Origin of the sequence: Stenotrophomonas sp. 3diitr2024, from assembly GCF_042136455.1 — a bacterium.
GTDB classification, from domain to species: domain Bacteria; phylum Pseudomonadota; class Gammaproteobacteria; order Xanthomonadales; family Xanthomonadaceae; genus Stenotrophomonas; species Stenotrophomonas sepilia.
Genome location: NZ_JBHHMJ010000825.1, coordinates 1 through 24,544, shown reverse-complemented (window position 1 = coordinate 24,544; position 24,544 = coordinate 1). Strand labels below are relative to the sequence as shown.

The 24,544-nt window shown below is 67.3% G+C and carries 16 protein-coding genes; 13 read left to right on the top strand and 3 right to left on the bottom strand.

What is annotated here, in order from left to right; genetic code table 11:
- The first annotated feature begins 102 nt into the window (after positions 1-102).
- Positions 103-1,536 (top strand): OprO/OprP family phosphate-selective porin, encoded by a 1,434-nt coding sequence (locus ABGA94_RS21975; protein WP_375368095.1) that lies wholly within the window; start codon positions 103-105, stop codon positions 1,534-1,536.
- 24 nt (positions 1,537-1,560) lie between these two features.
- Here ABGA94_RS21975 and ABGA94_RS21970 read toward each other — a convergent pair whose 3' ends face one another.
- On the bottom strand, positions 1,561-2,808 hold the full coding sequence (locus ABGA94_RS21970; protein ID WP_065186459.1) for an arsenic transporter: 1,248 nt from the start codon (positions 2,806-2,808) through the stop codon (positions 1,561-1,563).
- A 298-nt stretch (positions 2,809-3,106) separates the two neighbouring features.
- Here ABGA94_RS21970 and ABGA94_RS21965 point away from each other — a divergent pair, with 298 nt between their 5' ends.
- Positions 3,107-4,288, top strand: coding sequence for a serine hydrolase domain-containing protein (locus tag ABGA94_RS21965; protein WP_375368098.1), 1,182 nt, complete (start codon positions 3,107-3,109; stop codon positions 4,286-4,288).
- A 106-nt stretch (positions 4,289-4,394) separates the two neighbouring features.
- Entirely contained in the window at positions 4,395-4,607 is a 213-nt protein-coding gene (locus ABGA94_RS21960; protein WP_005416609.1) for a hypothetical protein, read from the top strand.
- A 96-nt stretch (positions 4,608-4,703) separates the two neighbouring features.
- Here the strand turns inward: ABGA94_RS21960 and ABGA94_RS21955 are convergent, their stop codons facing one another.
- Positions 4,704-5,264 carry a fasciclin domain-containing protein gene (locus tag ABGA94_RS21955; RefSeq protein WP_053496573.1) on the bottom strand — a complete coding sequence of 187 codons (561 nt, stop codon included), beginning with the start codon at positions 5,262-5,264 and terminating at the stop codon, positions 4,704-4,706.
- A gap of 423 nt (positions 5,265-5,687) precedes the next feature.
- On the opposite strand from ABGA94_RS21955, the gene ABGA94_RS21950 reads away from it, so the two are divergent.
- From ABGA94_RS21950 to ABGA94_RS21915, 8 genes are all read left to right on the top strand, one after another.
- A complete protein-coding gene (locus tag ABGA94_RS21950; RefSeq protein ID WP_375368094.1) occupies positions 5,688-8,816 on the top strand; it encodes a TonB-dependent receptor in 3,129 nt (1,042 codons plus the stop codon).
- Positions 8,817-8,946: 130 nt separating this feature from the next.
- A complete protein-coding gene (locus ABGA94_RS21945; RefSeq protein WP_375368092.1) occupies positions 8,947-9,705 on the top strand; it encodes a SapC family protein in 759 nt (252 codons plus the stop codon).
- Positions 9,706-9,708: 3 nt separating this feature from the next.
- The gene (locus ABGA94_RS21940; RefSeq protein WP_375368091.1) at positions 9,709-10,731 is read left to right on the top strand and encodes a cupin-like domain-containing protein; all 1,023 of its coding nucleotides are present in this window, start codon (positions 9,709-9,711) and stop codon (positions 10,729-10,731) included.
- 11 nt (positions 10,732-10,742) lie between these two features.
- The gene (locus ABGA94_RS21935) at positions 10,743-12,275 is read left to right on the top strand and encodes a tryptophan halogenase family protein (RefSeq protein ID WP_375368090.1); all 1,533 of its coding nucleotides are present in this window, start codon (positions 10,743-10,745) and stop codon (positions 12,273-12,275) included.
- A gap of 165 nt (positions 12,276-12,440) precedes the next feature.
- A complete protein-coding gene (gene xylB, locus ABGA94_RS21930) occupies positions 12,441-13,934 on the top strand; it encodes a xylulokinase (RefSeq protein ID WP_111128084.1) in 1,494 nt (497 codons plus the stop codon).
- Between the two features lie 43 nt (positions 13,935-13,977).
- Complete coding sequence (xylA, locus tag ABGA94_RS21925) at positions 13,978-15,312, top strand: xylose isomerase (protein ID WP_111128083.1); 1,335 nt, start codon at positions 13,978-13,980, stop codon at positions 15,310-15,312.
- A gap of 31 nt (positions 15,313-15,343) precedes the next feature.
- Entirely contained in the window at positions 15,344-16,753 is a 1,410-nt protein-coding gene (locus ABGA94_RS21920; RefSeq protein WP_111128081.1) for a sugar porter family MFS transporter, read from the top strand.
- Positions 16,750-19,308: an exo 1,3/1,4-beta-D-glucan glucohydrolase gene (locus ABGA94_RS21915; RefSeq protein WP_111128079.1), complete on the top strand. Its 2,559-nt coding sequence runs from the start codon at positions 16,750-16,752 to the stop codon at positions 19,306-19,308. The genes ABGA94_RS21920 and ABGA94_RS21915 overlap by 4 nt, the downstream gene beginning before the upstream one ends.
- Positions 19,309-19,316: 8 nt before the next feature.
- Here ABGA94_RS21915 and ABGA94_RS21910 read toward each other — a convergent pair whose 3' ends face one another.
- Positions 19,317-20,375, bottom strand: a complete 1,059-nt coding sequence (locus ABGA94_RS21910) for a LacI family DNA-binding transcriptional regulator (protein ID WP_188247436.1) — start codon at positions 20,373-20,375, stop codon at positions 19,317-19,319.
- A 92-nt stretch (positions 20,376-20,467) separates the two neighbouring features.
- Here ABGA94_RS21910 and ABGA94_RS21905 point away from each other — a divergent pair, with 92 nt between their 5' ends.
- Both ABGA94_RS21905 and ABGA94_RS21900 read left to right on the top strand, forming a co-directional pair.
- Positions 20,468-22,642 (top strand): alpha-glucuronidase family glycosyl hydrolase, encoded by a 2,175-nt coding sequence (locus ABGA94_RS21905; protein WP_375368089.1) that lies wholly within the window; start codon positions 20,468-20,470, stop codon positions 22,640-22,642.
- Between the two features lie 32 nt (positions 22,643-22,674).
- Positions 22,675-24,544: sialate O-acetylesterase (locus ABGA94_RS21900; RefSeq protein WP_375368097.1), on the top strand; the 1,870-nt coding region annotated here is incomplete at its 3' end.

Below are 24,544 nucleotides of genomic sequence, written 5' to 3'. Positions count from 1 at the left end.
GCCGGGCCGATCCGGCGGCGCGCGCTTCCTCCCCCGATCTTCCCCCGCACCACCGCAACAGGCCAGCGCCGGGCCAGGGGGCCGGCTGGCCGGAGAGAGTCCATGAACCATTCCACCGTGCTGCCGCTGGCAGCGCTGTCGGTCGCGCTCGGCCTGCTGTTGGCCAGTGGCCATGCTGGCGCCCAGTCCACGTCTTCGCTGCCCGCGCCGCTGAGCCAGGCTGAGCTGTCACGCCTGGTGCAGCAGCAGGCACTGCAGATCCAGCAACTGGAAGCACGCCTCCGCGCCGTGGAGGGCGGGCACAGCACCGCCGGTGCGGCGGCCGCAACGCAGGCCCCCGCGCTGGACACCCGCGTCGCCGCACTGGAATCCAGCCAGGCCAAGGCGCCCAAGGTCACCTGGTCCAAGGGCGCACCGGAGTTCAGCAGTGCCGATGGCAGCGTGGCGTTCCGTCCGCGCGGGCGCCTGTTCGTCGACGCGTCCAGCACAGACGGATCGTCAGTGAGTGACCGCAACATCTCCGGTACCGAGATCCGCTCGGTGCGGCTGGGCGCCGAAGGCCGCTATGGCATCCTCGGCTGGGCGGTGGAAGGTGACTTCGCCGACAACGCGGTGGCGTGGAAGTCGGTCTACGCCACCGTGGACCACCGCCTGTTCGGGCTGCCGGCCGACCTGACCGTGGGCAACCGCCTCAACGACCGGGGTATCGACGGCTCCAGCAGCACTTCCAACACGCCGTTCCAGGACCGCAACGTGGTCGGCACGCTGATGCTGCCGCAGCGCGGGCTGTTCGGTGTCGGCCTGACCGAGCGCGTGTACGGCAAGGACTGGCATGCCAGCCTGTCGGTGGCCGGCAACGATCTCAACAACGCCGGCACCGACAACGACAGCCAGACCTGGGCCACGCGCGTGCATTGGAACCCGGTGGCCAGTGATGCGGTCACGGTGCACCTGGGGGCCTGGGCCTTCCACGAGGAGATCGCCGCAGGCGCCAGCGGCGTCGTCCGCAGTTCGGCCATCGCCGGGCACTTCAACGACCTGGTCAAGATCGCGCCGGGCACACTGCTGGGCGCCGAGCGCAGCACGGCCTATGGCGCGGAACTGGCAGGCTTCTTCGGGCCGGCCTGGGCGAACGGCGAATGGGGTACGCGCAACCTGCGCGGGGCCGACGCCAGCGGGCGCTACGATCTGGACCACCAGGCCTGGGCGATTTCGGCTGGCTGGTTCCTGGCCGGTGCAAGGCCGGCCTATTCGGGCAAGGCCGGCACCTGGGGCCGGGTCAAGGTGGCCGATCCTGTCACCCGCGGCGGTGCCGGGGCATGGGAACTGAAGGGGCGCTACGAGGATGTGGACTATGCCGAGCTGCCCAGTGGCGGTACTGGCCACGCGTGGACGCTGGGTGCGAACTGGTATCTCAACGACTTCAGCCGCGTGATGTTCGAGGCGATCCGTTGGCAGACCCGCAACCGCAGCGGCACCGGCCAGGGCAGGGATGAAGGCACCACCTTCAACACCCGCCTGCAGGTGGCCTTCTAGAAGTGCATGCCGCACGCGCGCCGGTCAGAGCAGCAGCAGCGCTCCGATCAACGCCGGCGGCATCACCAGCGCGCCGACGCGCAGGAAGTCGAGCGCGCTGACATGCTCGCCCTCGCGACGCAGGGCCACCAGCCACAGCATCGTCGCCAGCGAACCGGTGACCGACAGGTTGGGCCCCAGATCCACGCCGACCAGCAATGCGGCACGGGTCTGCGCCGGCAGGTCGGCCATCTGCCCGAGCGAACCGGCGGCCAGGCCGACCGGCAGGTTGTTGGCTACGTTGCTCAGCAGCGCAGCCGCGCCACCGGCCAGCCAGCTGGCCTGGCGTGGAGACGCCTGCGCCACGGCCTGCAGCGCGCTGGCCGCGCTCTGGATGACACCGGTCTGCGCCACCGCTTCCACCAGCACGAACAGTCCCGCCACCAGCGGCAGCACGCCCCAGGACACGTGTCGCAGCAGTGGCAGCGGGCTGCGCCGCTGGCGGATCGCCACCACCGCAACACTCAGCGTACCTGCGCAGAACGTGGTCAGGCCCAATGGCCCGTTCAAGGCCGACGTGACCAGCAACACGGTGCCGGTGAACAGCACGCCCAGTGCGCTCAGCCGGCCGCCGTCGGTCAACGGGCGATGCGCCGGCGCGGCCACCAGCGGCTGGGCGATCTCGCGCCGGTGCACCCAGCGCAGGACCAGATAGGTGGCACCGATCGCCGCCGCCGACGGCAGCGCGAACTGCGCCAGCCATTGCAGCAGCGGCGGCAGGTGCTGGCCGTACACCACCAGGTTGGCCGGATTGGAAATGGGCAGCACGAAGCTGGCCGCATTGGCAATGAATGCACAGACGAACAGGTAGGGCAGGGGATTGGCGCGCGCCGCCTTGCAGGCAGCGTAGACCGCCGGCGTCAGCACTACGGCCGTTGCATCGTTGGACAGGAACACCGTCACCAGCGTGCCGACCAGGAACACCAGGTCGAACAGGCGTCGCCCGGATCCGCCCGCATGCCGCACCGCGTACAACGCGACCCAATCGAACAGGCCTTCGCGCCGCGCCAGTTCGGCCAGCATCATCATGCCGACCAGGAACAGGTAGACGTCGCGGCCTTCGGCCACCGCACCCCATGCGGTATGCAGCGACACCGCGCCCAGCAACGGCAACAGGGCGGCAGCGCCCAACGCCCACACATATTCGGGGATGCGCAAAGGACGGAACAGCAGACCGAGGGTGGCAACGGCGACCGCTGCCCAGATCACGAGGGGGGCTTGGGGGGCGAGCATGGAGTGGGGCTTCAGCGGCACCTGCAGCGACCCCGGCGCAGGTGGGGCCTGGCGCGCGCGATCAGCGGATGGGCGGCCGCTGCAAATCATCGCAGGTTCCGGGTCGCCGCATCATACCGTGCGGCGCGGCTTGGCGACCGCTGCCGTCGACCGCGTTGCAGGTGGGCCGGGGGGCGGCGCCCAGCCCACGTTCAGCACTCAAGCGCGCCATGACTTCAGGCACTGCAGCGTGACTACATATGTAGTCAATCTACGCACACACCCATTGGACGAGATTGCGATGCCAAGATCCTGCTGGTTGTCCTGCGCCCTGGCCCTGGTGTTCGGCATCGCCGGGCCCAGCCAAGCGGCGACACATGCCGATGCGCTTGCCGCGATCGAGCGCAATGCACGCGCCGCGCATTCCGATGCGGTCCTGGTGATGCATGAGCGGGAGACGCTGCTTGAGCTGAAGCCCGCCGCCGGGCAGGAATCCGTTCACCTGATGTCGGCCACCAAGTCGGTCGTCGCGCTGGCCATTGCATTGCTGCTGGACGAAGGAAAGCTGGCTTCGATCGATACGCCGGTCAGCCGGATCTATCCCGAATGGAAGCAGGGCAGGAAGAGCGCCATTACCGTGCGCATGCTGCTGGACCATACCTCGGGCCTGCAGAACGTGGCGAACGCGGGCGAAGAGCTGGAAGGGGCCCCGGACCTGGTCAAGCTGGCACTGGCTGCCGAGCTGAGCGATGACCCGGGCAACGTGTTCTCCTACAACAACAAGGCTACCAACCTGCTGCCCGGCATTGTCGAGCGCCTGGCAGGCGAGCCTGTGGACGCGTATCTGGACGCGCGGCTGTTCAAGCCCCTGGGCATTGCCCACTACACCTGGATGAAGGATGAGGCAGGCACCCCGCTGGGCATGGCCGGGCTGTCCCTGCGCGCGGCCGATCTTGCCGCCATCGGGCAACTGTTGCTGGACGGAGGCGTGGCACCGGATGGCAGGCGTCTCCTGAGTGAGCAGTCGGTCGCGTTGATGACGACCGAAAGCGCCCGTGCGCCAGATGTTGGGCTGCTGTGGTGGCGGATACCGGCCTGGGAACGGTACCAGCTCAAGCCCCGGCTACGGGATCTGCTGGTGAAAAGGGGCGTGGATGACGACGTACAGCGCGCACTGCAGGCCAGCGCAGGGCGAGTATTCGAAAGCCGCAGCGCACTGGTCGCCTTCCTCGCCAATCAGCTGGGCGCGGACTGGTCCCAGCGCTACGGCAGCCAGATCTCCGCGCGCGGCCTGAAGCTCGCCGATCTCTACGACATCTCACGGGGACCGGTCGTCGGCTTTGCCGCCAACGGCTACCTGGGCCAATACCTGATGATCGTCCCGGAACAGCGCGTGGTCGCCGTGCGTCTGGTTCACCGGCGCGAGACCCACAGCGCTCCACAGGACGACTATCCCTCCTTCTTCGCCGATGTCCTGCAGCTGGCGCGGACACTGCAATAGGCCCTGTCGTCATCATGTCCACGCGCTCTGAACATCCTCCTGGAGCGTTCTTCACTGTCGTGCCGCTAAAAGTGGGATGACATCTTGGCGGCACACCTACTGAAGCATGTTTGATTATCAGGACTGGACCTTCCACGCCAATGGCCGCACGGTAGTGGCGCGGGTAGCGCTGGACGGCGACGGTGGCGGTACCATCAACCGCTACCAGCTGGTGCCGGGGCCGGCGCAGTCGGGGCTGAGCATCAAGGTCGCCTCCCAGGATGAGGCCGCGCAGAAACTGGAGGCCGAAGTGACCAAGCTGCTCGGGCCGGAGTGGTAGCCACGACGCCATGCCGGGCAGGGATCCGCATGGTGACGTCGGGATGACCGGCCCGGGCAACGGGCATCGCGCCGGATGCCCGTTGCGTGAGGCCGCTTACTTGGGCATCAGCACGGTGTCGACCACGTGGATGACGCCGTTGGACTGGCCGACATCTGCAATGCTGATGCCTGCCTTTCCACCCTTTGCGTCGATGACCCAGAGCTTGCCATCGTGGAGCGCCACGGTGAGAGGCTCACCCTGCACGGTCTTCAGGGTGGCCTTGCCGCTGTGCTTGCGGGCATCGGCCAGAAGCTGGGCGGAACTGTAGTTGCCCGGGACGACGTGGTAGGTCAGGATCCGGGTCAGCTGTGCCTTGTTTTCAGGCTTCACCAGTGTCTCGACAGTGCCTGCAGGCAGCTTTTCGAAGGCCGCATTGGTGGGCGCGAAAACAGTGAAGGGCCCGGCGCCGTTGAGGGTGTCGACCAGGCCGGCTGCTTTGACCGCTGCAACCAGCGTGGTGTGATCCTTGGAATTGACGGCGTTCTCGACGATGGTCCTGGTGGGGTACATTTCTGCCCCGCCCACGATGACGGTGTTGGCGGCGAAAACCGAGGAGCCGGACGAAACGAGTACGGCGAAGCCAACTGCGGCGGCGATGCGCTGAAGAGCGTTCACGGTGCGTTCCTTTCTGGATGACCCGCAAGTGCGGGCATTTTTCCTACGTCGGGTGAGCGTGACCGGATGCAGCAACGGCCGAGTCATCAGCTGTTTGGCCCGCAGGCGGTTTTGCTGCGCTGCATGGTGACAACGGCGAACCGCGGTGATTACTCTCCGCTGCAACGTGATGGTAGCGCTACCAGTCGGACGGGGATCCAGGGTCCGGGAGGCTGCCTTCTTTGCCGCGTGTTTGTCCTGGCAGGCTTGAAAAGCAAGTGTAAGTCGCGGCGTGCCCGAGCACCCGTGCTGTTCGGTTTGGAATGCGGGCCACGCCCGTGCGTGCCCCTGGGAGGGGGCGGTACATCCATTCGATCGTATGTCAGAGGGGACTTTCATGAGCACCTGCAGTTTCCGTGGCACCCCGGGCCCGAGGTCCGGTTCATGAGCCGCGCGTTGGCGAAGTTCCGGTCCCGGGCCATGTTCACCTTCGTGGGTGGTGCCCTGGTCATCAATCCCGCCTTTGCGCAGGACGCCGCACCGGCGACCGGGCCGCAGCCGCAGAGCCAGTCGCAACCCACCCAGCTTGATGCAGTGCAGGTCACGGGCATACGCAACAGCCTGAGCCAGGCCATGGACATCAAGCGCGACTCGGCGGGCGTGGTCGACGCGATCAGTGCCGAGGACATCGGCAAGTTCCCCGATACCAATCTTGCCGAGTCGTTGCAGCGCATCACCGGCATCTCCATCGAGCGCCGTGACGGCGAGGGTGCGCAGGTGACCGCGCGTGGCTTCGGCCCCCAGTTCAACATGGTCACGCTCAACGGTCGGCAGATGCCGGGCGCCGATGCATTCGGTGCCTCTGGACAGGTCGCCATCGGCGGTGTCGACGGCGGCACCCGCGCCTTCAACTTCGCGCAGCTGGCCGCCGAGGCCATCAATGGTATCGAGGTCTACAAGACCAGCCAGGCACAGGTGCCCAGCGGTGGCATCGGTGCGACGATCAACATCCTGACCTCGCGCCCGCTCGATCACGCCGGCATCGTGGCCAACGCCGGGGCGAAGCTGGTGTCCGACCAGAGCCAGCCGTTCGACAATGACCTGACACCGGAGCTGTCGGGCATCTTCAGCTACAGCAATCCGGAAAAGACTTTTGGCGTCAGCCTCAGCGCGAGCCAGCAGAAGCGCAAGGGTGGCTCGGTGCAGGCCACGGAGAACTACTGGAATGTGCAGCCGTGGACAGGGTCGATGCCGGGCAATCCGACCGTGGTCAATGCTCCGGCCGTCGGCCAGCTTTACGCGCGGCCCAATGACCTGCGCTACGCGTTCTCCGAATTCGAGCGCGAACGCGTCAACGGCCAGGCCGTGCTGCAGTTCGCACCGACGGACAGCCTGACCCTGACCGTGGATTACACCTACTCGACCAACGAGATCACCGAGAATCGTGGCGAGCAGGGCATGTGGCTGCAGAACAGCAACTACACCAACGTCGAGTTCGACACCAGTGGCGCCGTCGCGACACCGGTATACATCCGCGAAATCGCCGGCACCAAGGATTTCGGCCTGGAGCAGCAGCGCAGCATGCAGGAGTACAAGCTGGGTTCGCTGGGCTTCAACGCCGTCTGGAATGTCAGCGACCGCTTCAAGCTCAGCTTTGATGCGCACAACTCGAAGAACGAGAGCCGACCGAATGATCCGCTGACCGGCGGTGGTTCGATCTTCATGAGCATCGCCGGCACCAACAACTGTACCCGTGGCCCGCATTGCGGTGGCTCCTGGGTGCAGGAGCTGAACTTCAACAATGGCCTGCCGGTTGGCACCCAGGTCTGGTATCCCAGCACCGCCGATGCGGTCGCCGGGACCAATGGCGTGGTCAATCCGGGCTTCCAGGAAGGCGAGATTGGCACGCAGGTGCTGCGCGTCAACGCGCAGACCCAGATCAGCGAGATCAAGCAGGCGCGCGTCGATGGCGAATGGAACTTCGACCACGGGCGCTTCCAGTTCGGCGTGGACACCAACAAGTCCACCACCCACCGCATCCAGGCCGCCGAGGCCTACTCGACCCTGGGCGACTGGGGCGTGGCCAACGTGGACCGGGATACCGCCGCAGGCCTGATGGACCTGCTGCAGCCGGTCAGCATCGTCGGCCTGTTCGACGACTACAGTGCCAACAGCTGGCCCGCCTGGCGCGGCAATGCCGGGCAGCTCGCGCAATGGGCATCGCGCGAGTACGGCGTCGGCCTGGGTGTGAACCCGCAACGCGCGGCCGACAACTTCGTGGAAGAGAAGACCAAGGCGGCGTACTTCCAGGTGGAGCTGGACGGGGAGCTGGGTGGCATGCGCACCAACACCCGCCTGGGCGTGCGCTATGAAACCACTGACGTGGTGTCGACCTCGGTCATTGCCGTCCCCGAGTCCATCGAGTGGCAGGCCAACAACGATTTCCGCATCGTGCTGTCCGATGAGCAGCAGCCCTTCACGGAGAAGGCGCGCTACAGCTACATCCTGCCCAACCTTGATTTCAGCATCGACCTCACCGAGGAGCTGAAGGGCCGCGTTTCGTTCGGCAAGAGCATCGCCCGCGCGCCGTACGGCAATCTCTATGCGGGACCCGGGGCCCAGCAGCCGTTCGGCTCGGTGCTGATCGATCCCTCGTCGCGCGCCAGCGGCAACTCGCAGAACCCGAGCCTGAAGCCGCTGGAATCGGACAACCTCGACCTGGGGCTGGAGTGGTACTTCGCCGACGCCAGCTATGTGTCATTGACCTACTGGAACAAGTCGGTCAGCAACTTCATCGGCAACACCGTCGTCCAGGAAAGCCTGTACGGCCTCACCGACCCGACCTCCGGGCCGGATGCGCGGGCGGCGTTGGACTTCCTGACCAGCGGCGCCTGCGTCGCCCAGGTCGGGCCGGCCAATGCCGCTGCCTGCTCGGCCAACGACACCTCGCTGTTCACCGCACTGGCGTTGCTGCGCAACAATCCCGCCGGGCTGGGCGCCTACAACGGCACCGATGCGCAGGTGCTGGCCACCGAAGCGGCCTACGATCTGTATGGGCAGCCCAACGACCCGTTGTACCAGTTCAACGTCAATCGCCCGATCAACCAGAACAAATCCAAGCTGCATGGCTGGGAGCTGGGCGGCCAGTACTTCTTCGGTGACACCGGCTTCGGCGTGCTGGCCAACTACACCGTGGTCAAAGGCGATGTCGGCTACAACAATGGCGGCGATCCGGGCGTCGACCAGTTCTCGCTCACCGGCCTGAGCGACACTGCCAACGCTATGCTGATGTACGAGAAGTACGGGTGGTCGGTGCGCCTGGCATGGAACTGGCGCGACCAGTACCTGATCCTGGCCAACCAGGGCTCCAGCCGCAATCCCTACTATGTGGAGCCGTACGAGCAGTGGGATCTCAGCGTCAACTACGCGCTGGATGACCACTGGTCCTTCAGCCTGGAGGCGATCAACCTGACCGGCGAGGATGTGCGGTGGCGCTCGCGCACCTCGCAGATGATCGTCAAGCTGGCAGACCAGAGCCCGCGCTACATGCTGGGCGTCCGCTACAAGTTCTGAGCCTGGTTGCCGATGCGTCCGGCATGGCACCACTGCCCTCCAGCGGTGCCCTGCCGGGACGGTGTCGCCGCACCTGTCGCGCCTGCGCTACGCTGCCGGCCAGCCACCCCGCACTGGACTGGATACCCTGATGGCCCGCTATGAAATGCTCAACAACATCGCGCATCGGGACCTGAAGGTCGCCACCGGATTCGGGCCGCAGTTCGGCGATGCCGTGGGCATGGTGCCGGCCTATCCCAGCGAGTTCGCCGAACTGCAGCGTGAGTATCCGATCTTCCTGCGCAGGGATACCGGGACGAAGGCGTGGCAGTCCGTGGCCCTGCTGGGTTTCGAACAACACGAGAACCTGTTCCTGCAGGACGGGCGCTGGAATGCTTCCTACCTGCCAGGCGCGGCGGCCAAAGGGCCGTTCCTGATCGGCTTCCAGGAGCACTACGTGGATGGCGTGCTCACCCAGGATGCGGTGATGCACGTGGACCTGGACCATCCGCGCGTCACCGCCGGCGTCGGTGAGCCGCTGTTCCTGCGGCAGGGCGGCAACACGCCCTACCTGGACCACATCGCCGGCGTTCTGCGCGGCATCCACGAGGGCAGTGCCTTCGCGGCCAGTATGTTCACGATGCTCGACGACTGCGGGCTCATCCAGCCGGTCACGCTCGATGTGCAGCTCGCGCCGCACCACCGGGTGAGCGTGAGCGGATTGCACGGCATCGACCGCGAGCGCCTGGCTGCGCTGGACAGTCCACGCCTGGCTGCGTTGAACCGCGCCGGTTACCTGGAGGGTGCGTACCTGATGCTTGCCTCGCTGCATAACATGCGCCGCCTGATCGCCGAGAAGCAGCGCCGTCTCCGCGTCCAGGACGGCACCGCGCAGGCGGCCAGGAACTGACCGGTGCAGGCCACCCTGCCGATGCGGATCCTGGAAGGCATCGATCCTGCCGCCTTGCCACTGGCTGACCTGGTGGAGGCCGGTGAGCCGGTCGTGCTGCGTGGCATCGCCACCGATTGGCCGCTGGTCCAGGCCGGGCTGGGCGGGGTGCAGGATGCAATGGCGTACCTGTGCAGCGTCGATGCGGGTGCACCCATCCAGTACTCGTTTGGCGGCGCCGAGATCGGGGGGCGCCCGTTCTACAGCGCGGACTTCACCCGGTTGAACTTCGAAGTGCGGCGCGGCGTGCTGGCCCAGGTGCTGGAAGAGATCGCCATGACGCTGCATGCACCGCAACCGCCCACTTACTACGTGGCCTCGCTGCCGATTGCGCGGGCACTGCTGCCGGCATTCGCGCAGACCAACGACGCCGGTCTGGCGAGGCAGGGCATCGACGCCACCGCCAGCATCTGGATCGGCAACCGGGTGACGGCCTCGTGCCATTTCGACACACCCGACAACCTCGCCTGCTGCGCGGTGGGGCGGCGCGAGTTCACCCTGTTCCCGCCCGCCCAGATCGACAACCTCTATCCGGGCCCGCTCGATCCCACGCCGGGCGGACAGGTGGTCAGCGTGGTGGACTTCGAACAGCCAGACTTTGATCGGCATCCACGTTTCCGCGAGGCGCTGGCGCAGGCGCGCAGTGCGGTGCTTGGGCCCGGCGATGCGATCTTCATTCCCAGCATGTGGTGGCACCATGTACGCAGCCTGGAACCGTTCAACGTGCTGGTGAACTACTGGTGGCGAAGCTCGCCGGCCTGGCTGGGATCCGCGCTGGCGGCGCTGCACCACGCGATGTGGGCCGTGCGTGATCTGCCGGCGCGCGAAAAGCAGGCCTGGGAAGGGCTCTTCCGCTACTACGCATTCGGCCCTGGCGAGCGCGCGGGGCAGCACCTGCCTGACGCCGCGCGAGGGGATCTGGCACCGTTTGACGAGCAGCGCGCCCGCCGCATGCGCGCGATGCTGCTGGGCAGGCTCAACCGTTGATAGAGGGCACCATGTTGGATACCCAGAGCACGCCTTCAGGGCGCATCCGCAAGGTGGTCATTGCCGGTGGCGGTACGGCGGGTTGGCTGGCCGGCTGCGCGCTTGCGCACCAGTTCCGTGACCAGCTGCAGATCACGCTGGTCGAGTCCGAGCAGATCGGCACGGTCGGTGTCGGTGAGTCCACTGTGCCGCCGATCCGCACCTTCCACCGTTTCCTGCAGATCGACGAGCAGGAGTTCCTGCGTGCGGTGGCCGGCACCTTCAAGCTGTCGATCTCGTTCGAGAACTGGCGCCTGCCGGGCGATCGCTTCTTCCATCCGTTCGGCACCATCGGCCATGGCACCTGGGCGGCCCCCTTCCATCACTTCTGGCTGGACAGCCTGCGCCGCGGCATGCCCTCGGACCTGGGCGACTTCTGCCTGGAGAGCATCGCCTCGCGTGGCGACCGCTTCTCGCTGCACACCCAGCCGCAGGCCAGCTATGCGTATCACTTCGATGCCGGGCTGTATGCGAGGTTCCTGCGCGGTAGGGCCGAGGCACACGGCCTGCGCCGGATCGAAGGCCGGATCGCCCAGGTCAGGCAGCACGCGCACGACGGGTCGGTGCAGGCGCTGGTGCTGGACGACGGCCAGGTGATCGAGGGCGATCTGTTCATCGACTGCACCGGCTTCCGCGGCCTGCTGATCGAGCAGGCACTGGGCACCGGCTACGAGGACTGGCACGAATGGCTGCCATGCGACCGGGCCGTGGCGGTGCAGACCGAAGCGGTGGCGCCGCCGATACCCTATACCCGGGCGATCGCCCACGAGGCGGGGTGGCGCTGGCACATCGCGCTGCAGCACCGCGTTGGCTGCGGGCTGGTGTATGACAGCCGCCATCTGTCCGATGACGAGGCCGCCGCGAAACTGTTGCGCGATGCCGGGGCTCCACCCTTGCGCGATCCATGGAAGGTGCCGTTCCGCAGTGGACGCCGGCTGAAGGCCTGGAACAGGAACGTGGTGTCGCTCGGGCTGGCCAGCGGCTTCATCGAACCGCTGGAGTCGACCAGCATCCATCTGACAATCAGCGCGGTAGTGCGCCTGATCCAGCTGTTCCCGTTCGACGGCATCAGTGCGTCGCTGGTGCAGCTGTACAACGATGTCAGCCGCCAGGAAATGGAGCACGTGCGCGACTTCATCATCCTGCACTACCACGCCACGCAGCGCAGCGAACCGATGTGGAAGGCCTGTCGCGAGATGCGCGTGCCGGAATCGCTGCAGCAGCGGCTGCAGGCGTGGCGCGAGCGTGCACATGCGTGGCAGGACCCCGGCGAGCTGTTCCGTGTCGAATCCTGGACCAGCGTGCTGCTCGGGCAGGGCATCGCGCCCGGTCCTGCCCACCCGCTGGCGCGGGCCGTGAGTGATGTCGATCTGCGCACCTTGTTGAAGGGCATCCAACGGCCTGTGCAGCAGGCCGCCGCGCAGATGCCGGCGCAGGCGGAGTTCATCGCGCAGTACTGCAGGTCCGGCGTGGACGTGTGGCGTTCGACGGCAGCAAGCGCGTAGCAGGGTTTTGCGTTGCAGCACGCTTTTTCCGCTGCAGCTGGTTACAGTGCGGCAACACCGCTGGCGATGACGCGCGCGGTGGCAACGAGGGGGCCGGACACCACGCCCCCTTTTTGAGTCCACGGAATGTTAGCGCTACCTTTTTGTTGATCGGAGGCGGTTTCGATGGGTCTGGTTGCAGGGATCGATGCAGGGACGCAGAGCCTGAAGGTGCTGGTCTATGACCCGCGGAAGCAGGCGGTGGTGGCCTCGGCCAGCGCGCCGCTCGCGCTGGACAGCGGTGCCGATGGCAGCCGTGAACAGACGCCGGCCGACTGGGTGTCGGCTCTGCGCGACTGCTTTGCCCGGATCGATCCCTCGCTGCGCGCACGCATCGTCGCGCTGGCGGTATCGGGGCAGCAGCATGGGTTCGTGCCGGTCGATGATGCTGGCGAGGTACTGGCGCCGGCCAAGCTGTGGTGCGACACCAGCACCTCGGCCGAATGCATCCAGATCATGGACGCCGTGGGTGGGTTCCAACGGACCATCGCGCTGGCGGGCAATCCGATCCTGGCCGGCTACACGGCCTCCAAGCTGCCCTGGACCCGGACCCACCGTGCCGACGCCTATGCGCGGCTGGCGACCATCCTGCTGCCACACGACTACCTGAATTTCGTGTTGACCGGGCAGCGGTTCTGCGAGCTTGGCGATGCGTCCGGCACCGGCTGGCTGGACGTGCGCACACGCACATGGTCGCAGGAACTGCTGCGCGCAACCGATCCTGATCGTGATCTTGCTGCCTGCCTGCCGCCGATCGCTGCGCCCGATGCCCTGTTCGATATCGCGCCGAAGGCAGCCGCCGAGTTCGGGCTGCCGGCGGCCGTGAAGATTGCCGTGGGTGGCGGCGACAACATGATGGCGGCAATCGGCACCGGCTGCGTCACGGAAGGGCGGCTGGCGATGAGCCTGGGAACCTCCGGAACGCTGTTTGCCTATTCCGGCTCGCCAGTGATCGATCCGGACGGCGCGTGGGCGGCGTTCTGCTCGTCCACGGGGGGCTGGCTGCCGCTGATCTGCACCATGAACTGCACCGTGGCCACCGAACGCGTGGCCACCGCCTTCGGTTTCAGCAGCCGCGACGGTGACGCGCATCTTCGCGCAACGCCGCCGGGGGCAGGGGGCCTGGTGATGCTGCCGTTCCTCAATGGCGAACGTACCCCTGACCTGCCGCTCGGCAAGGGTGTGCTGGCTGGCCTGGATACCGCCAATTTCACCCCGGCGCATCTCTACCGCGCCGCCATGGAGGGCGCGACCTACAGCCTGAAGTACGGCTACGACGCCTTCGTCCGCGCGGGCATGCAGTTCGATCGCATCGTGCTCACCGGCGGTGGCAGCAACAGCGCTGCCTGGCGTCAGCTGGTGGCTGATGTGTTCGGCCTGCCGGTGGAGGTCCCGATGCAGGCCGAAGGCGCGGCGTTTGGTGCGGCACTGCAGGCGCTGTGGGCGCTCGCCCGGGCGCAGGGAGAGGCCACGTCGATCTGCGACATCACCGCGCGCCACGTCACCGTCGATCCCGCGCGCTCCGCACGCCCGGATCCGGACCACAGCGATGCCTATGCACGGGCCTACGCACGCTTCCTCAGCCATCTTGATGCCATCACGCCACTGCAGCGCGGCTGATGGCTCCTCCACGACACCCCCTACAACGACAGGAGCACGCACCATGAGCACGCAGCCCTTCATCGGCGCCAAGGAATACTTCCCCGGCGTCGGCCGCATTCCGTTCGAGGGCAAGGGCTCGGACAACCCGCTTGCCTTCAAGGTCTACGATGCCAACCGGGTCATCGGTGGCAAGACCATGCAGGAGCATCTGCGCTTCGCCGTGTGCTACTGGCACACCTTCTGCAATGCCGGGCACGATCCGTTCGGCCCGGGCACCCGCCAGTTCCCGTGGGAGGCCGCCTCGCCACTGGCCACGGCCGAAGCAAAGGTGGACGCGGCGTTCGAGTTCTTCACCAAGCTGGGCGTGCCGTACTGGTGCTTCCACGATATCGACCTGGCGCCGGATGCCGACGACATCGGCCAGTACCAGAAGAACCTCTCGCATATGGTGGGCCTGGCCAAGGCACGCCAGGAGGCCACCGGCGTCAAGCTGCTGTGGGGCACGGCCAACCTGTTCTCGCACCCGCGCTACATGAACGGTGCATCGACCAATCCCGACTTCGCGGTGGTCGCGCGTGCAGCCGTGCAGGTCAAGGCCGCCCTCGAGGCCACGGTCGAACTCGGTGGCGAGCACTACGTGTTCTGGGGCGGGCGCGAAGGCTATGCGTCGCTGGCCAATACCCAGATGAAGCGGGAGATCGAGCATTTCGCACGTTTCCTGACCATGGCACGCGACTATGGCCGCAGCATCGGGCTGAAGGGCAACTTCCTGATCGAGCCCAAGCCGATGGAGCCGATGAAGCACCAGTACGACTTCGACAGTGCCACGGTGGTGGGCTTCCTGAAGGAACACGGGCTGGACAAGGACTTCAAGCTCAACATCGAGGCCAACCACGCCACGTTGTCCGGCCATACCTTCGAGCACGACCTGCAGGTCGCGTCCGATCATGGCCTGCTCGGCAGCATCGATGCCAATCGCGGCAACGCCCAGAACGGCTGGGACACCGACCAGTTCCCCAGCGATCTGTACGACACCGTGGGCGCAATGCTGGTCGTGCTGCGCCAGGGCGGGCTGGAGGGCGGGTTGAACTTCGATGCGAAGGTGCGCCGTGAGTCGACCGACCTGGAGGATCTGTTCATTGCCCATATCGGCGGCATGGACGCCTTCGCACGCGGGCTGGAGGTTGCCCATGCACTGCTGACCGAGTCGCCGTGGGAACAATGGCGTGCGCAGCGCTACGCCAGCTTCGATTCCGGCGCCGGCCAGGATTTCGAGCGTGGCACGCTCAGCCTGCCGGACCTTGCGGCACTGGCCGCCCGCCTCGGCGAACCGCGCCAGGCCAGCGGCAAGCAGGAGCGTTACGAAAACCTGCTCAACCAGTACCTGCTGCGCTGAGCGCGGCCACGGTGCACTCAAGGGGATGGGGATGAACCAGGCAGCGGGCAGCGGTGAGAACACGCGGCTGATCGTACTGATCAGCGTGGTGGCGACGATTGGCGGTTTTCTGTTCGGCTTCGACAGCGGCGTGATCAACGGTACCCAGGATGGCCTGCACCAGGCGTTCCGGTCCGGTGAATGGATGCAGGGGTTCGAGATCGCGTCGATGCTGCTGGGCTGTGCGGTGGGCGCGTTCAGTGCAGGCCGGCTGGCCGATCGCCTGGGCCGCCGCAACGTGCTGATCCTGTCGGCAGTGATGTTCCTGCTGTCGGCACTCGGTGCCGGGGCGGCGGTCTCGTCGGCCTGGTTCATTGCCGCGCGGGTGGTGGGTGGATTCGCGGTCGGCGCGGCCAGCGTGATCTCGCCGGCCTACATTGCGGAGGTCGCTCCGGCCCGCTATCGCGGCCGCCTGGCTACGGTGCAGCAGATCGCGATCATCACCGGCCTCACCGCCGCGTTCCTGTCCAACTACCTGCTGGCGGCCGCAGCGGGCGCGTCGACCGAACCGCTGTGGGGCGGGCAGGCCGCCTGGCGCTGGATGTTCTGGATGCAGGCCGCGCCATCACTGGTGTTCCTGCTGCTGTTGCTGACCATTCCGGAGAGCCCGCGCTACCTGGTGGTGAAACGGCGCAAGGACGACGCCCTGCGGGTACTGACCCGGCTGCTGGGCAGCGACAAGGCCAGGGCCACGCTCGAGGAGATCGATGCCTCGCTGTCCAACGACCATCATCGCCCGCGACTGTCGGACCTGAAGAGCACGCTGACCGGGCGGATCCGCCCGATCGTGTGGGTCGGCGTCGGGCTGGCCTGCTTCCAGCAGCTGGTCGGCATCAACGTGGTGTTCTATTACGGCGCCGTGCTGTGGCAGGCGGTCGGCTTTTCCGAGAACGACGCGCTGCTGATCAACGTGCTGTCCGGCGCACTGAGCATCGGCGCCTGCGTGGTCACCGTGCTGCTGATTGACCGTATCGGCCGCAAGCCCCTGCTGTGGTTCGGCTCGGCCGGGATGTCGCTGTCGCTTGCACTGGTGGTGATGGCGTTTGCCAGCGGTTCGCTGGCCGACGGGCATCTGCAGCTGCCCGGCCGCATGGGCACGCTGGCGCTGGTGGCGGCCAATGCCTACGTCGTGTTCTTCAATCTGTCCTGGGGGCCGGTGATGTGGGTGATGCTGGGCGAGATGTTCCCGAACCAGATCCGGGGTTCGGCACTGGCGGTCGCCGGCGCGGCGCAGTGGACCTCCAACTTCGTGGTCACGGTGACGTTCCCGATGCTGCTGGCCGCGGCAGGGCTGGCGGCCACCTACGGCATCTACCTGGTGGCGGCGATCATCTCGGTGGTTTTCGTGGTCCGGCATGTGCACGAGACCAAGGGCAAGGAACTGGAGCAGATGGAAGGATGAGCGCCATGACATCGCAGACCTCCTTATCCCGCAGCGGCACGCTGCTCGCGGTAGTGATGCTGGGATTGCTCGGTTGCCACGGGCAGGACCGGCCCGCCGCCACTGCGGGAACCGCCAGCGACCCGTGGCCGCAGGTCACCTGGCCACTGGCCGCGGATCCTGCGCTGGAGAAGCGGATCACCGACCTGATGGCCGGCATGACGGTGGAGGAAAAGGTCGGCCAGCTGGTGCAGGGCGACATCGCCAGCGTCACCCCCGACGACGTGCGCCGCTACCGCCTCGGCTCGATCCTGGCCGGAGGCAACTCCGATCCCGGCGGCCGCTATGACGCCTCGCCGGCCGAATGGCTGGCGCTGGCCGACGCGTTCTACGACGCCTCCATGGATACGTCCAAAGGCGGCAAGCCCATCCCTCTGCTGTTCGGCATCGATGCCGTGCACGGGCAGAGCAACATCATGGGTGCCACGTTGTTCCCGCACAACATCGGGCTGGGCGCCACGCGCAATCCGGAGCTGCTGCGGCAGATCGGTGGCATCACCGCGCTGGAGACCCGCGTCACCGGCATGGAGTGGACGTTCGCGCCGACCGTTGCGGTACCCCAGGATGATCGCTGGGGACGCACCTACGAAGGCTACTCCGAATCGCCGGAGGTGGTGGCCAGCTATGCCGCCGCCATGGTGGAGGGATTGCAGGGCAGGGTGGGAACGCCGGAGTTCCTCGATGGCCGCCATGTGATCGCCTCGGTGAAGCACTTCCTCGGTGATGGCGGCACCACCGACGGCAAGGACCAGGGCGACACCCGCATCAGCGAGTCAGATCTGGTGCGCATCCACGCCGCCGGATATCCGCCGGCAATCGCCGCCGGCGCGCAGACCGCGATGGCGTCGTTCAACAGTGTCAACGGCGAAAAGATGCATGGGCACCGGCATTACCTCACCGATGTGCTCAAGGGCCGCATGAACTTCGGTGGCTTCGTGGTGGGTGACTGGAATGGTCATGGACAGGTCAAGGGCTGCACCACCACAGACTGCCCGGCCACGATCAACGCAGGCCTGGACATGGCGATGGCCTCGGACAGCTGGAAGGGGTTCTACGAGACGACGCTGGCTGCGGTGAAGGATGGGCGGATCACGCCGCAACGCCTGGACGATGCGGTGCGCCGGATCCTGCGGGTCAAGTTCCGCCTTGGGCTGTTCGAGGCCGGCAGGCCATCCACGCGGGCCGTCGGCGGGCAGTTCGCACTGATCGGCGCGCCGGCACATCGCGCGGTTGCCCGGCAGGCCGTGCGCGAATCGCTGGTCCTGCTGAAGAACCAGAACGGCCTCCTGCCGCTGTCGCCGAAGCAGCGGATCCTCGTGGCCGGCGACGGTGCCGACGATGTCGGCAAGCAGGCCGGCGGCTGGACGCTCAACTGGCAGGGCACCGGCACCACCCGCAAGGACTTCCCCAATGCGGACACGATCTACGAGGGCATCGCGCGCCAGGCCAGCGCGGCGGGTGGTGAAGCCGTGCTTTCCGTCGACGGTCGCTATGCAGTGAAGCCCGATGTGGCGGTGGTGGTGTTTGGCGAGGACCCCTATGCCGAGTTCCAGGGAGACCGGCCGACGCTGGCCTACAAGCCCGGCAACGAAACGGACCTGGCGCTGCTCAAGCGGCTCAAGGCCGATGGCATACCGGTTGTCGCGGTCTTCCTGAGCGGGCGGCCACTTTGGGTGAACCGGGAAATCAATGCCGCCGATGCCTTCGTGGCTGCATGGCTGCCGGGCTCGGAAGGCGCCGGAATTGCCGACGTACTGCTGCGCGGAAGCGATGGCCGCGTGCAGCACGATTTCAAGGGCAAGCTCAGTTTCAGCTGGCCGCGCACCGCCACCCAGTACGCCAACAACGTCGGCCAGAAGGACTACGATCCGTTGTTTGCGTTCGGCTTCGGCCTGACCTACGCCGACAACGGCGACCTGGCCGCGCTGCCGGAGGCATCGGGCGTGACCGGCAACGAAGGCGCGACCGGCGTCTTCTTCGCGCGTGGTGACGCAGGCCCTGGCATGGCACTGCGGCTCGAGGATGCCGCTGGCCAGGGCCTGACCGTGACCCGCGTACCGGACGCATTGCCCGATGACCGGCTGAAGATCACCGGCGTGGATCATCTGGCGCAGGAGGATGGGCGACGCCTGGCCTGGTCGGGCAAGGGCGAGGCCGTCGCTGCACTGCAGTCGCACACGGCGCTGGACCTGCAGCGCGAATCCAACGGCGACCTGATGCTGCTGACCACGCTACGGGTGGACGCAGCCCCGAAGGGTGAGGCGTGGCTGTCGGTGGGCTGCAGTGCGGGCTGCTCGGCGCGCGTCGCCATCGGGCCGGCGTTGGCGGCGCTTCCACAGGGCCAGTGGAAGCGTGTCGGCGTGCCGCTGAAGTGCCTGGCCAGGGCGGGTGCAAGGATGGACGCGATCGACCGACCGTGGTCGGTGGTGACGGGCGATGCGATGACGATCTCGGTGTCACGCGTCGCGCTGGGTGCGCTGAACGAAGCCGAGGTCACCCTCGGATGCGGAGCATGATGCCTGCGCTACCGCCGCCGGGGCGGCGCGGCGACCGAATCGCGTGCGATCAGCCGATGCGGCATCACATGATCGCGCAGCACCGTTGCGTCCGCCGCCGGACGGCGGATGGTGCGCAGCAGGATGTCGACGGCCGCGTTGGCCATCGAGGCGATGGGCTGGTGGATCGTGGTCAGTTCCGGCCACACGGTGGTGGCGGCCGAGGTGTCATCGAAACCCACGACCGACAGGTCGCGCGGCACTTCCAGCCCGCGCCGGTGCGCGACGGAGATGGCGGCAGCGCCCATGTCGTCGTTGCTGGCGAAAATCGCGGTCGGTGGGCGGCGTTGGGACAACAGCATTTCGGCGGCAGCCAGGCCGGACCGGTAGGTGTAGTCGCCGTGCTGGACCAGGCCAGGCTCCACCGCCAGCCCGGCCTCGCGCAGGGCGGTGACGAAGCCGTCGTAGCGGAGCGCACTTGCGCTCAGGTCATCGCGCCCACGGATGAAACCGATGCGGGTGTGTCCCTGCCGAAGCAGGTGATCGGTCATTTCCTTGCCGGCACTGAAATCGTCGATGCGGACGCAGGACAGGGCCTCGCTCAGGCGCCCCGATGCGATGGCCACCACCGGAATGCCTGCCTTGACCAGTTCGCTTACGGCGGCCTGCGATTCGCACAGGGGTGGCGGCAGGATCACCCCGTCGACGCGTCCGGCGAGCGCACGCGCCGCCTTGCGTTCGGATTCGGCATCCAGGTTGTCCCAGTAGTCGATGACCAGCTGGATGGCGGAACTGGAGGCGACGCGCAGCAGGCCCACCAGCAGTTCGCGCAGGTAGGCGCCGCTGGGGTTGGTGTAGATCAGCGCAATGCGCGTGTGCTGTGCGGCGGCCAGCGAACTGGCGGCAAGATTGGGCGTATAGCCGAGCTCACGCACGGCGCGCAGCACGCGCTCGCGGGTGACGTCGCGCACCTTGCCCTGGTTGATCACCCGCGACACGGTCATCGGCGAAACGCCGGCAAGGGCCGCAACCTCGTCGATCGTCACGCCTGCGGTTCTGCGGCGAACCGATTTCTTCGGCTTGTCCAATGCACGATCCCTTTGTTCTCGGTGGCGCTGCCGCGCGGGTGCGAAGGACGATGATGCGCTGCCCCGGGCCCGAACGTAGTTTACAAAGGCGCATGTTAACGCCGTTGTTGCGTGCTGTCGGCACGCGCCTGTGCGCCGTGCTCGCACTGCTGGCCTGTGCTGGCGGGGCACGGGCGGAGGATGGCTACAGGCTGTGGATGCGCTACCAGCCGGTTGCCACAACGGTCGCTGCCGTCTACCGGCGGCAGCTGGCCGAAGTGGTGGCCCCGGATGGCACGCCGATGCAGCGCGCAACCCGCGACGAGCTTGCGCGCAGCCTTTCTGGATTGCTGGGAACGGCCCCGCCAATGCGAACGGCAATCACTACTGACCATGCCCTGGTGCTGGGTACGCCGCAGTCTTCGGCGCTGGTTGCCGCGTTCGGCAACGAGATCGCCACGTTGGGCGACGAGGGCTTCCTGATCCGGCAGGTCCGGACCGGGGGGCGCGATGTGCTGCTGGTGGCGGCACGCCGGGATGTCGGCGTGCTGTATGGCATGTTCCACCTGCTGCGCCTGTTGCAGCGTGGCATGCCGCTGCAGGGCCTGGACGTGCGGGAGTCGCCGCGGGTCGCACTGCGCGTGCTCGACCATTGGGACAACCTGGACCGCTACGTCGAGCGTGGCTATGCGGGCAGCTCGCTGTGGGACTGGCAGACGTTGCCGCAATGGCGTGACCCGCGCTACACCGACTACGCCCGTGCCAACGCCTCGCTCGGCATCAACGGCACCGTCCTCAACAACGTCAATGCCAGTGCGATGAGCCTGTCGCCGGCCTATCTGGCCAAGGCCGCCGCGCTGGCCGACCTGTTCCGCCCCTATGGCATCCGGGTCTACCTGAGCGCGCGCTTCAGTGCGCCCATCGAGCTCGGCGGCCTGGCAACGGCCGATCCCCTGGATCCGGCTGTGCGGCGCTGGTGGCGCGACAAGGTCGATGAGATCCACGCGCGCATTCCGGATTTCGGCGGCTTCCTGGTCAAGGCGAACTCGGAGGGGCAACCCGGCCCGCAGGATTACGGTCGTTCCCATGCCGACGGCGCCAACCTGCTGGCCGACGCGCTGGCGCCCTACAACGGCGTGGTGATGTGGCGGGCCTTCGTGTATTCGCACGAGGTTCCCGAAGATCGCGCCAAGCAGGCGTACAGCGAGTTTGTCGGGCTGGACGGTGCCTTCCGCCCCAACGTGATCGTGCAGGTGAAGAACGGCCCCATCGACTTCCAGCCGCGCGAGCCGTTCCATCCGCTATTCGGCGCGATGCCACGCACGCCGCTGATGATGGAACTGCAGATCACCAAGGAATACCTGGGTTTTGCGACGCACCTGGTCTACCTGGGAACGCTCTACGAGGAAGTGCTGCAGGCCGACACCCATGCCCGCGGCGAGGGCTCCACGGTTGCCCGCGTGATCGATGGCTCGCTGGAGGGCCACGCACTGACCGGTATTGCCGGCGTCGCCAACATCGGCGTGGACCGCACCTGGAGTGGCTCGCACTTCGACCAGGCCAACTGGTACGCCTTCGGCCGGCTGGCCTGGAACCCGCAGCAATCCGCGCGCGCGATTGCCGAAGACTGGGCAGCGTTGACGTTCTCGCCCGACCCGCAGGTGACCGGCCCGATCGTGCGGATGATGATGGACTCGCGCGAGGCGGCAGTGGATTACATGACGCCGCTGGGCCTGCACCACCTGATGGCACGCGGCCATCACTACGGCCCCGGCCCCTGGGTGGACGGAGGCCCACGTGCGGACTGGACGTCGGTGTACTACCACCGCGCAGACAGCCAGGGCATCGGTTTTGACCGCAGCGCCGGCGGAAGCAACGCCGTGGGCCAGTACGCCCCGCAGGTCGCCGAGGTCTATGGCGACCCCGAGCGGGTGCCCGAGTCGCTGCTGCTGTGGTTCCATCATGTGCCGTGGGACCGCCGCATGCGCTCGGGGAGGACGCTCTGGGACGAACTGGTCGGGCGCTATTCGCGCGGCGTGCGCCAGGTGCAGTCGATGCAGGCGACCTGGGCCGGCCTGCGCGACCGGATCGATCCGCAGCGGCATCGGCACGTCGCGGCGTTCCTGCAGATCCAGCACGACGAAGCGCAATGGTGGCGTGACGCCAGCGTGGCGTACTTCCAGTCGCTCAGTGGCCGCCCGCTGCCCGCGGGCGAACAGCCACCGCCGCATCCGTTGTCGTACTACCAGGCCTTGCAGTTTCCGTCCGCACCGGGGGATGGCCGATGAGCAGGTTCGGAGCGGTCGGGTGTGCGCTGTTGATGATGGCTGTGGCAGTGGTGGCGATGCCGGCCGCGGCGCGGGAAACGACGGGATTGCTGCATCCGCTGTTCAGCGATCACGCCGTCCTGCAGCGTGACCGGCCCATTGTGGTCTGGGGGCACGCAGGCCCTGGGCAGCCGGTTTCCGTGACGTTTGCCGGGCAGGCGGTAAGCACCCGGGCGGACGCCGCAGGCGGCTGGCAGGCAACGCTGCCCCCGGTGGCCGCAGGCGGTCCGCACACGCTGGAAGTAAACGCCGGGACACGTCGGGAGATGGCGCGCGACGTGCTGGTCGGCGACGTGTGGCTGTGCTCGGGACAGTCGAACATGGAACTGCCGGTGTGGCGCTCGCTCAACGCAGCCAGCGAGATTGCCGCAGCCACGATGCCACGGATCCGGCTGTTCACCGCGCCGCAGTACGCCGCCGCGCAGGCACAGGAGAGCTTCAACGACAGCACTGCCTGGACATCGGCAACGCCTGATGCGGTGCGCGATTTCTCCGCCACCTGCTTCTACTTCGCGCGCGAACTGCAGCGCACGGTCGACGTGCCGATGGGGCTGATCGAGGCAGCGTGGGGTGGCTCGCGGATCGAGGCCTGGACCAGCGTTGGTGCGCTGCGCGGGCAGGGCGGCCTGGATGAGGCCCTCGATATCCTCGCGCGGTCTGCGCGTGATCCGCTGGAGGCACGCGCAGCCTGGGGCCGCTACTGGCAGCACTGGTGGGCCATGCGTGAAGGCGCGCTGCCCGGCGACGTACCTTGGCGCGCAGACACCGATGACGGCGGCTGGTCACGCGCACCGGCCGCGCTGGGGGCGTGGGAGCGGTGGAACGTGCCCGCGCTTGCCGATTACAACGGTATGGTCTGGTATCGCACGCAGGTGGTGCTGAGCGCTGAACAGGCTGCACGCGGCGCGACCCTGGAGCTGGCATCGGCCGACGAGGCGGACGTGACCTGGGTGAACGGCGTCTCCGTGGGCAGCCAGTACGGCACCGGCGAGAGGCGCTACCCGTTGCCCAGCGGCCTGCTGAAGGCAGGGTCCAACAGCATTGCGGTCAACGTGCTCGACACCTACGGTGAAGGCGGCCTGACTGGCCCCGCCACGGCATACGGCCTGCAGTTCGACAACGGTGAGCGGGTGGCACTGCAGGGTCCTTGGAAGTACCGGGTGGCGCCGGGCCAACAGGCGCCGCCATTTGCCCCCTGGCAGGCCGCCACCGGGTTGTCGACGCTGTACAACGGAATGATCGCACCACTCGGCGGTTTCGGGCTGCGCGGCATGCTGTGGTACCAGGGTGAATCGAACACCGGTGATGGTGCGGCATACGCTGCGCGGTTGCGTGCGCTGCGCGAGGATTGGCGGCGTCAGTTCGGTGCGCGCACGCCACTGCTGCTCGTGCAGCTGGCCAGCTATGGCCCGCCACCGGTTGCGCCCGCCGACAGCGGTTGGGCGCAGGTGCGCGAGGCGCAGCAGCGCGTCGCAGCCGAGGATGCGCAGAGCGGGCTCGCCATCGCTATCGACATCGGCGATGCCTACGACATCCACCCGCCGAACAAGCAGGAGCTCGGGCGCCGCCTGGCGCGCGTGGCCCGCCACGTGGTGTACGGCGAGCAGGATCTGGCACCGTCAGGTCCGCGGGCGGTCACGGCCGTGCGGACGCCCACGGCCGTGGCCATTGCGTTCGAGGATGTCGAAGGCGCGCTCACCGCAAGCGGTTCGCTGCGTCCGATCGGCTTTGAACTGTGCGAGGCCAAGGGCCATGCGCGCCACTGCGAGTACGCCGACGCCGAACTGGATGCGCGCCGGATCCTGCTGCGAGGCCCGCTGTCCACGCGCGCAACGCATGTCCGCTACTGCTGGGCCGATGGCC

Excerpts from the sequence above, each read along its gene's own strand:
- ABGA94_RS21975 (WP_375368095.1), top strand. The coding sequence starts at position 103 with ATGAACCATTCCACCGTGCTGCCGCTGGCAGCGCTGTCGGTCGCGCTC.
- ABGA94_RS21970 (WP_065186459.1), bottom strand. The coding sequence starts at position 2,808 with ATGCTCGCCCCCCAAGCCCCCCTCGTGATCTGGGCAGCGGTCGCCGTT.
- ABGA94_RS21960 (WP_005416609.1), top strand. The coding sequence starts at position 4,395 with ATGTTTGATTATCAGGACTGGACCTTCCACGCCAATGGCCGCACGGTA.
- ABGA94_RS21950 (WP_375368094.1), top strand. The coding sequence starts at position 5,688 with ATGAGCCGCGCGTTGGCGAAGTTCCGGTCCCGGGCCATGTTCACCTTC.
- ABGA94_RS21945 (WP_375368092.1), top strand. The coding sequence starts at position 8,947 with ATGGCCCGCTATGAAATGCTCAACAACATCGCGCATCGGGACCTGAAG.
- ABGA94_RS21935 (WP_375368090.1), top strand. The coding sequence starts at position 10,743 with ATGTTGGATACCCAGAGCACGCCTTCAGGGCGCATCCGCAAGGTGGTC.
- xylB (WP_111128084.1), top strand. The coding sequence starts at position 12,441 with ATGGGTCTGGTTGCAGGGATCGATGCAGGGACGCAGAGCCTGAAGGTG.
- xylA (WP_111128083.1), top strand. The coding sequence starts at position 13,978 with ATGAGCACGCAGCCCTTCATCGGCGCCAAGGAATACTTCCCCGGCGTC.
- ABGA94_RS21920 (WP_111128081.1), top strand. The coding sequence starts at position 15,344 with ATGAACCAGGCAGCGGGCAGCGGTGAGAACACGCGGCTGATCGTACTG.
- ABGA94_RS21915 (WP_111128079.1), top strand. The coding sequence starts at position 16,750 with ATGAGCGCCATGACATCGCAGACCTCCTTATCCCGCAGCGGCACGCTG.
- ABGA94_RS21905 (WP_375368089.1), top strand. The coding sequence starts at position 20,468 with ATGTTAACGCCGTTGTTGCGTGCTGTCGGCACGCGCCTGTGCGCCGTG.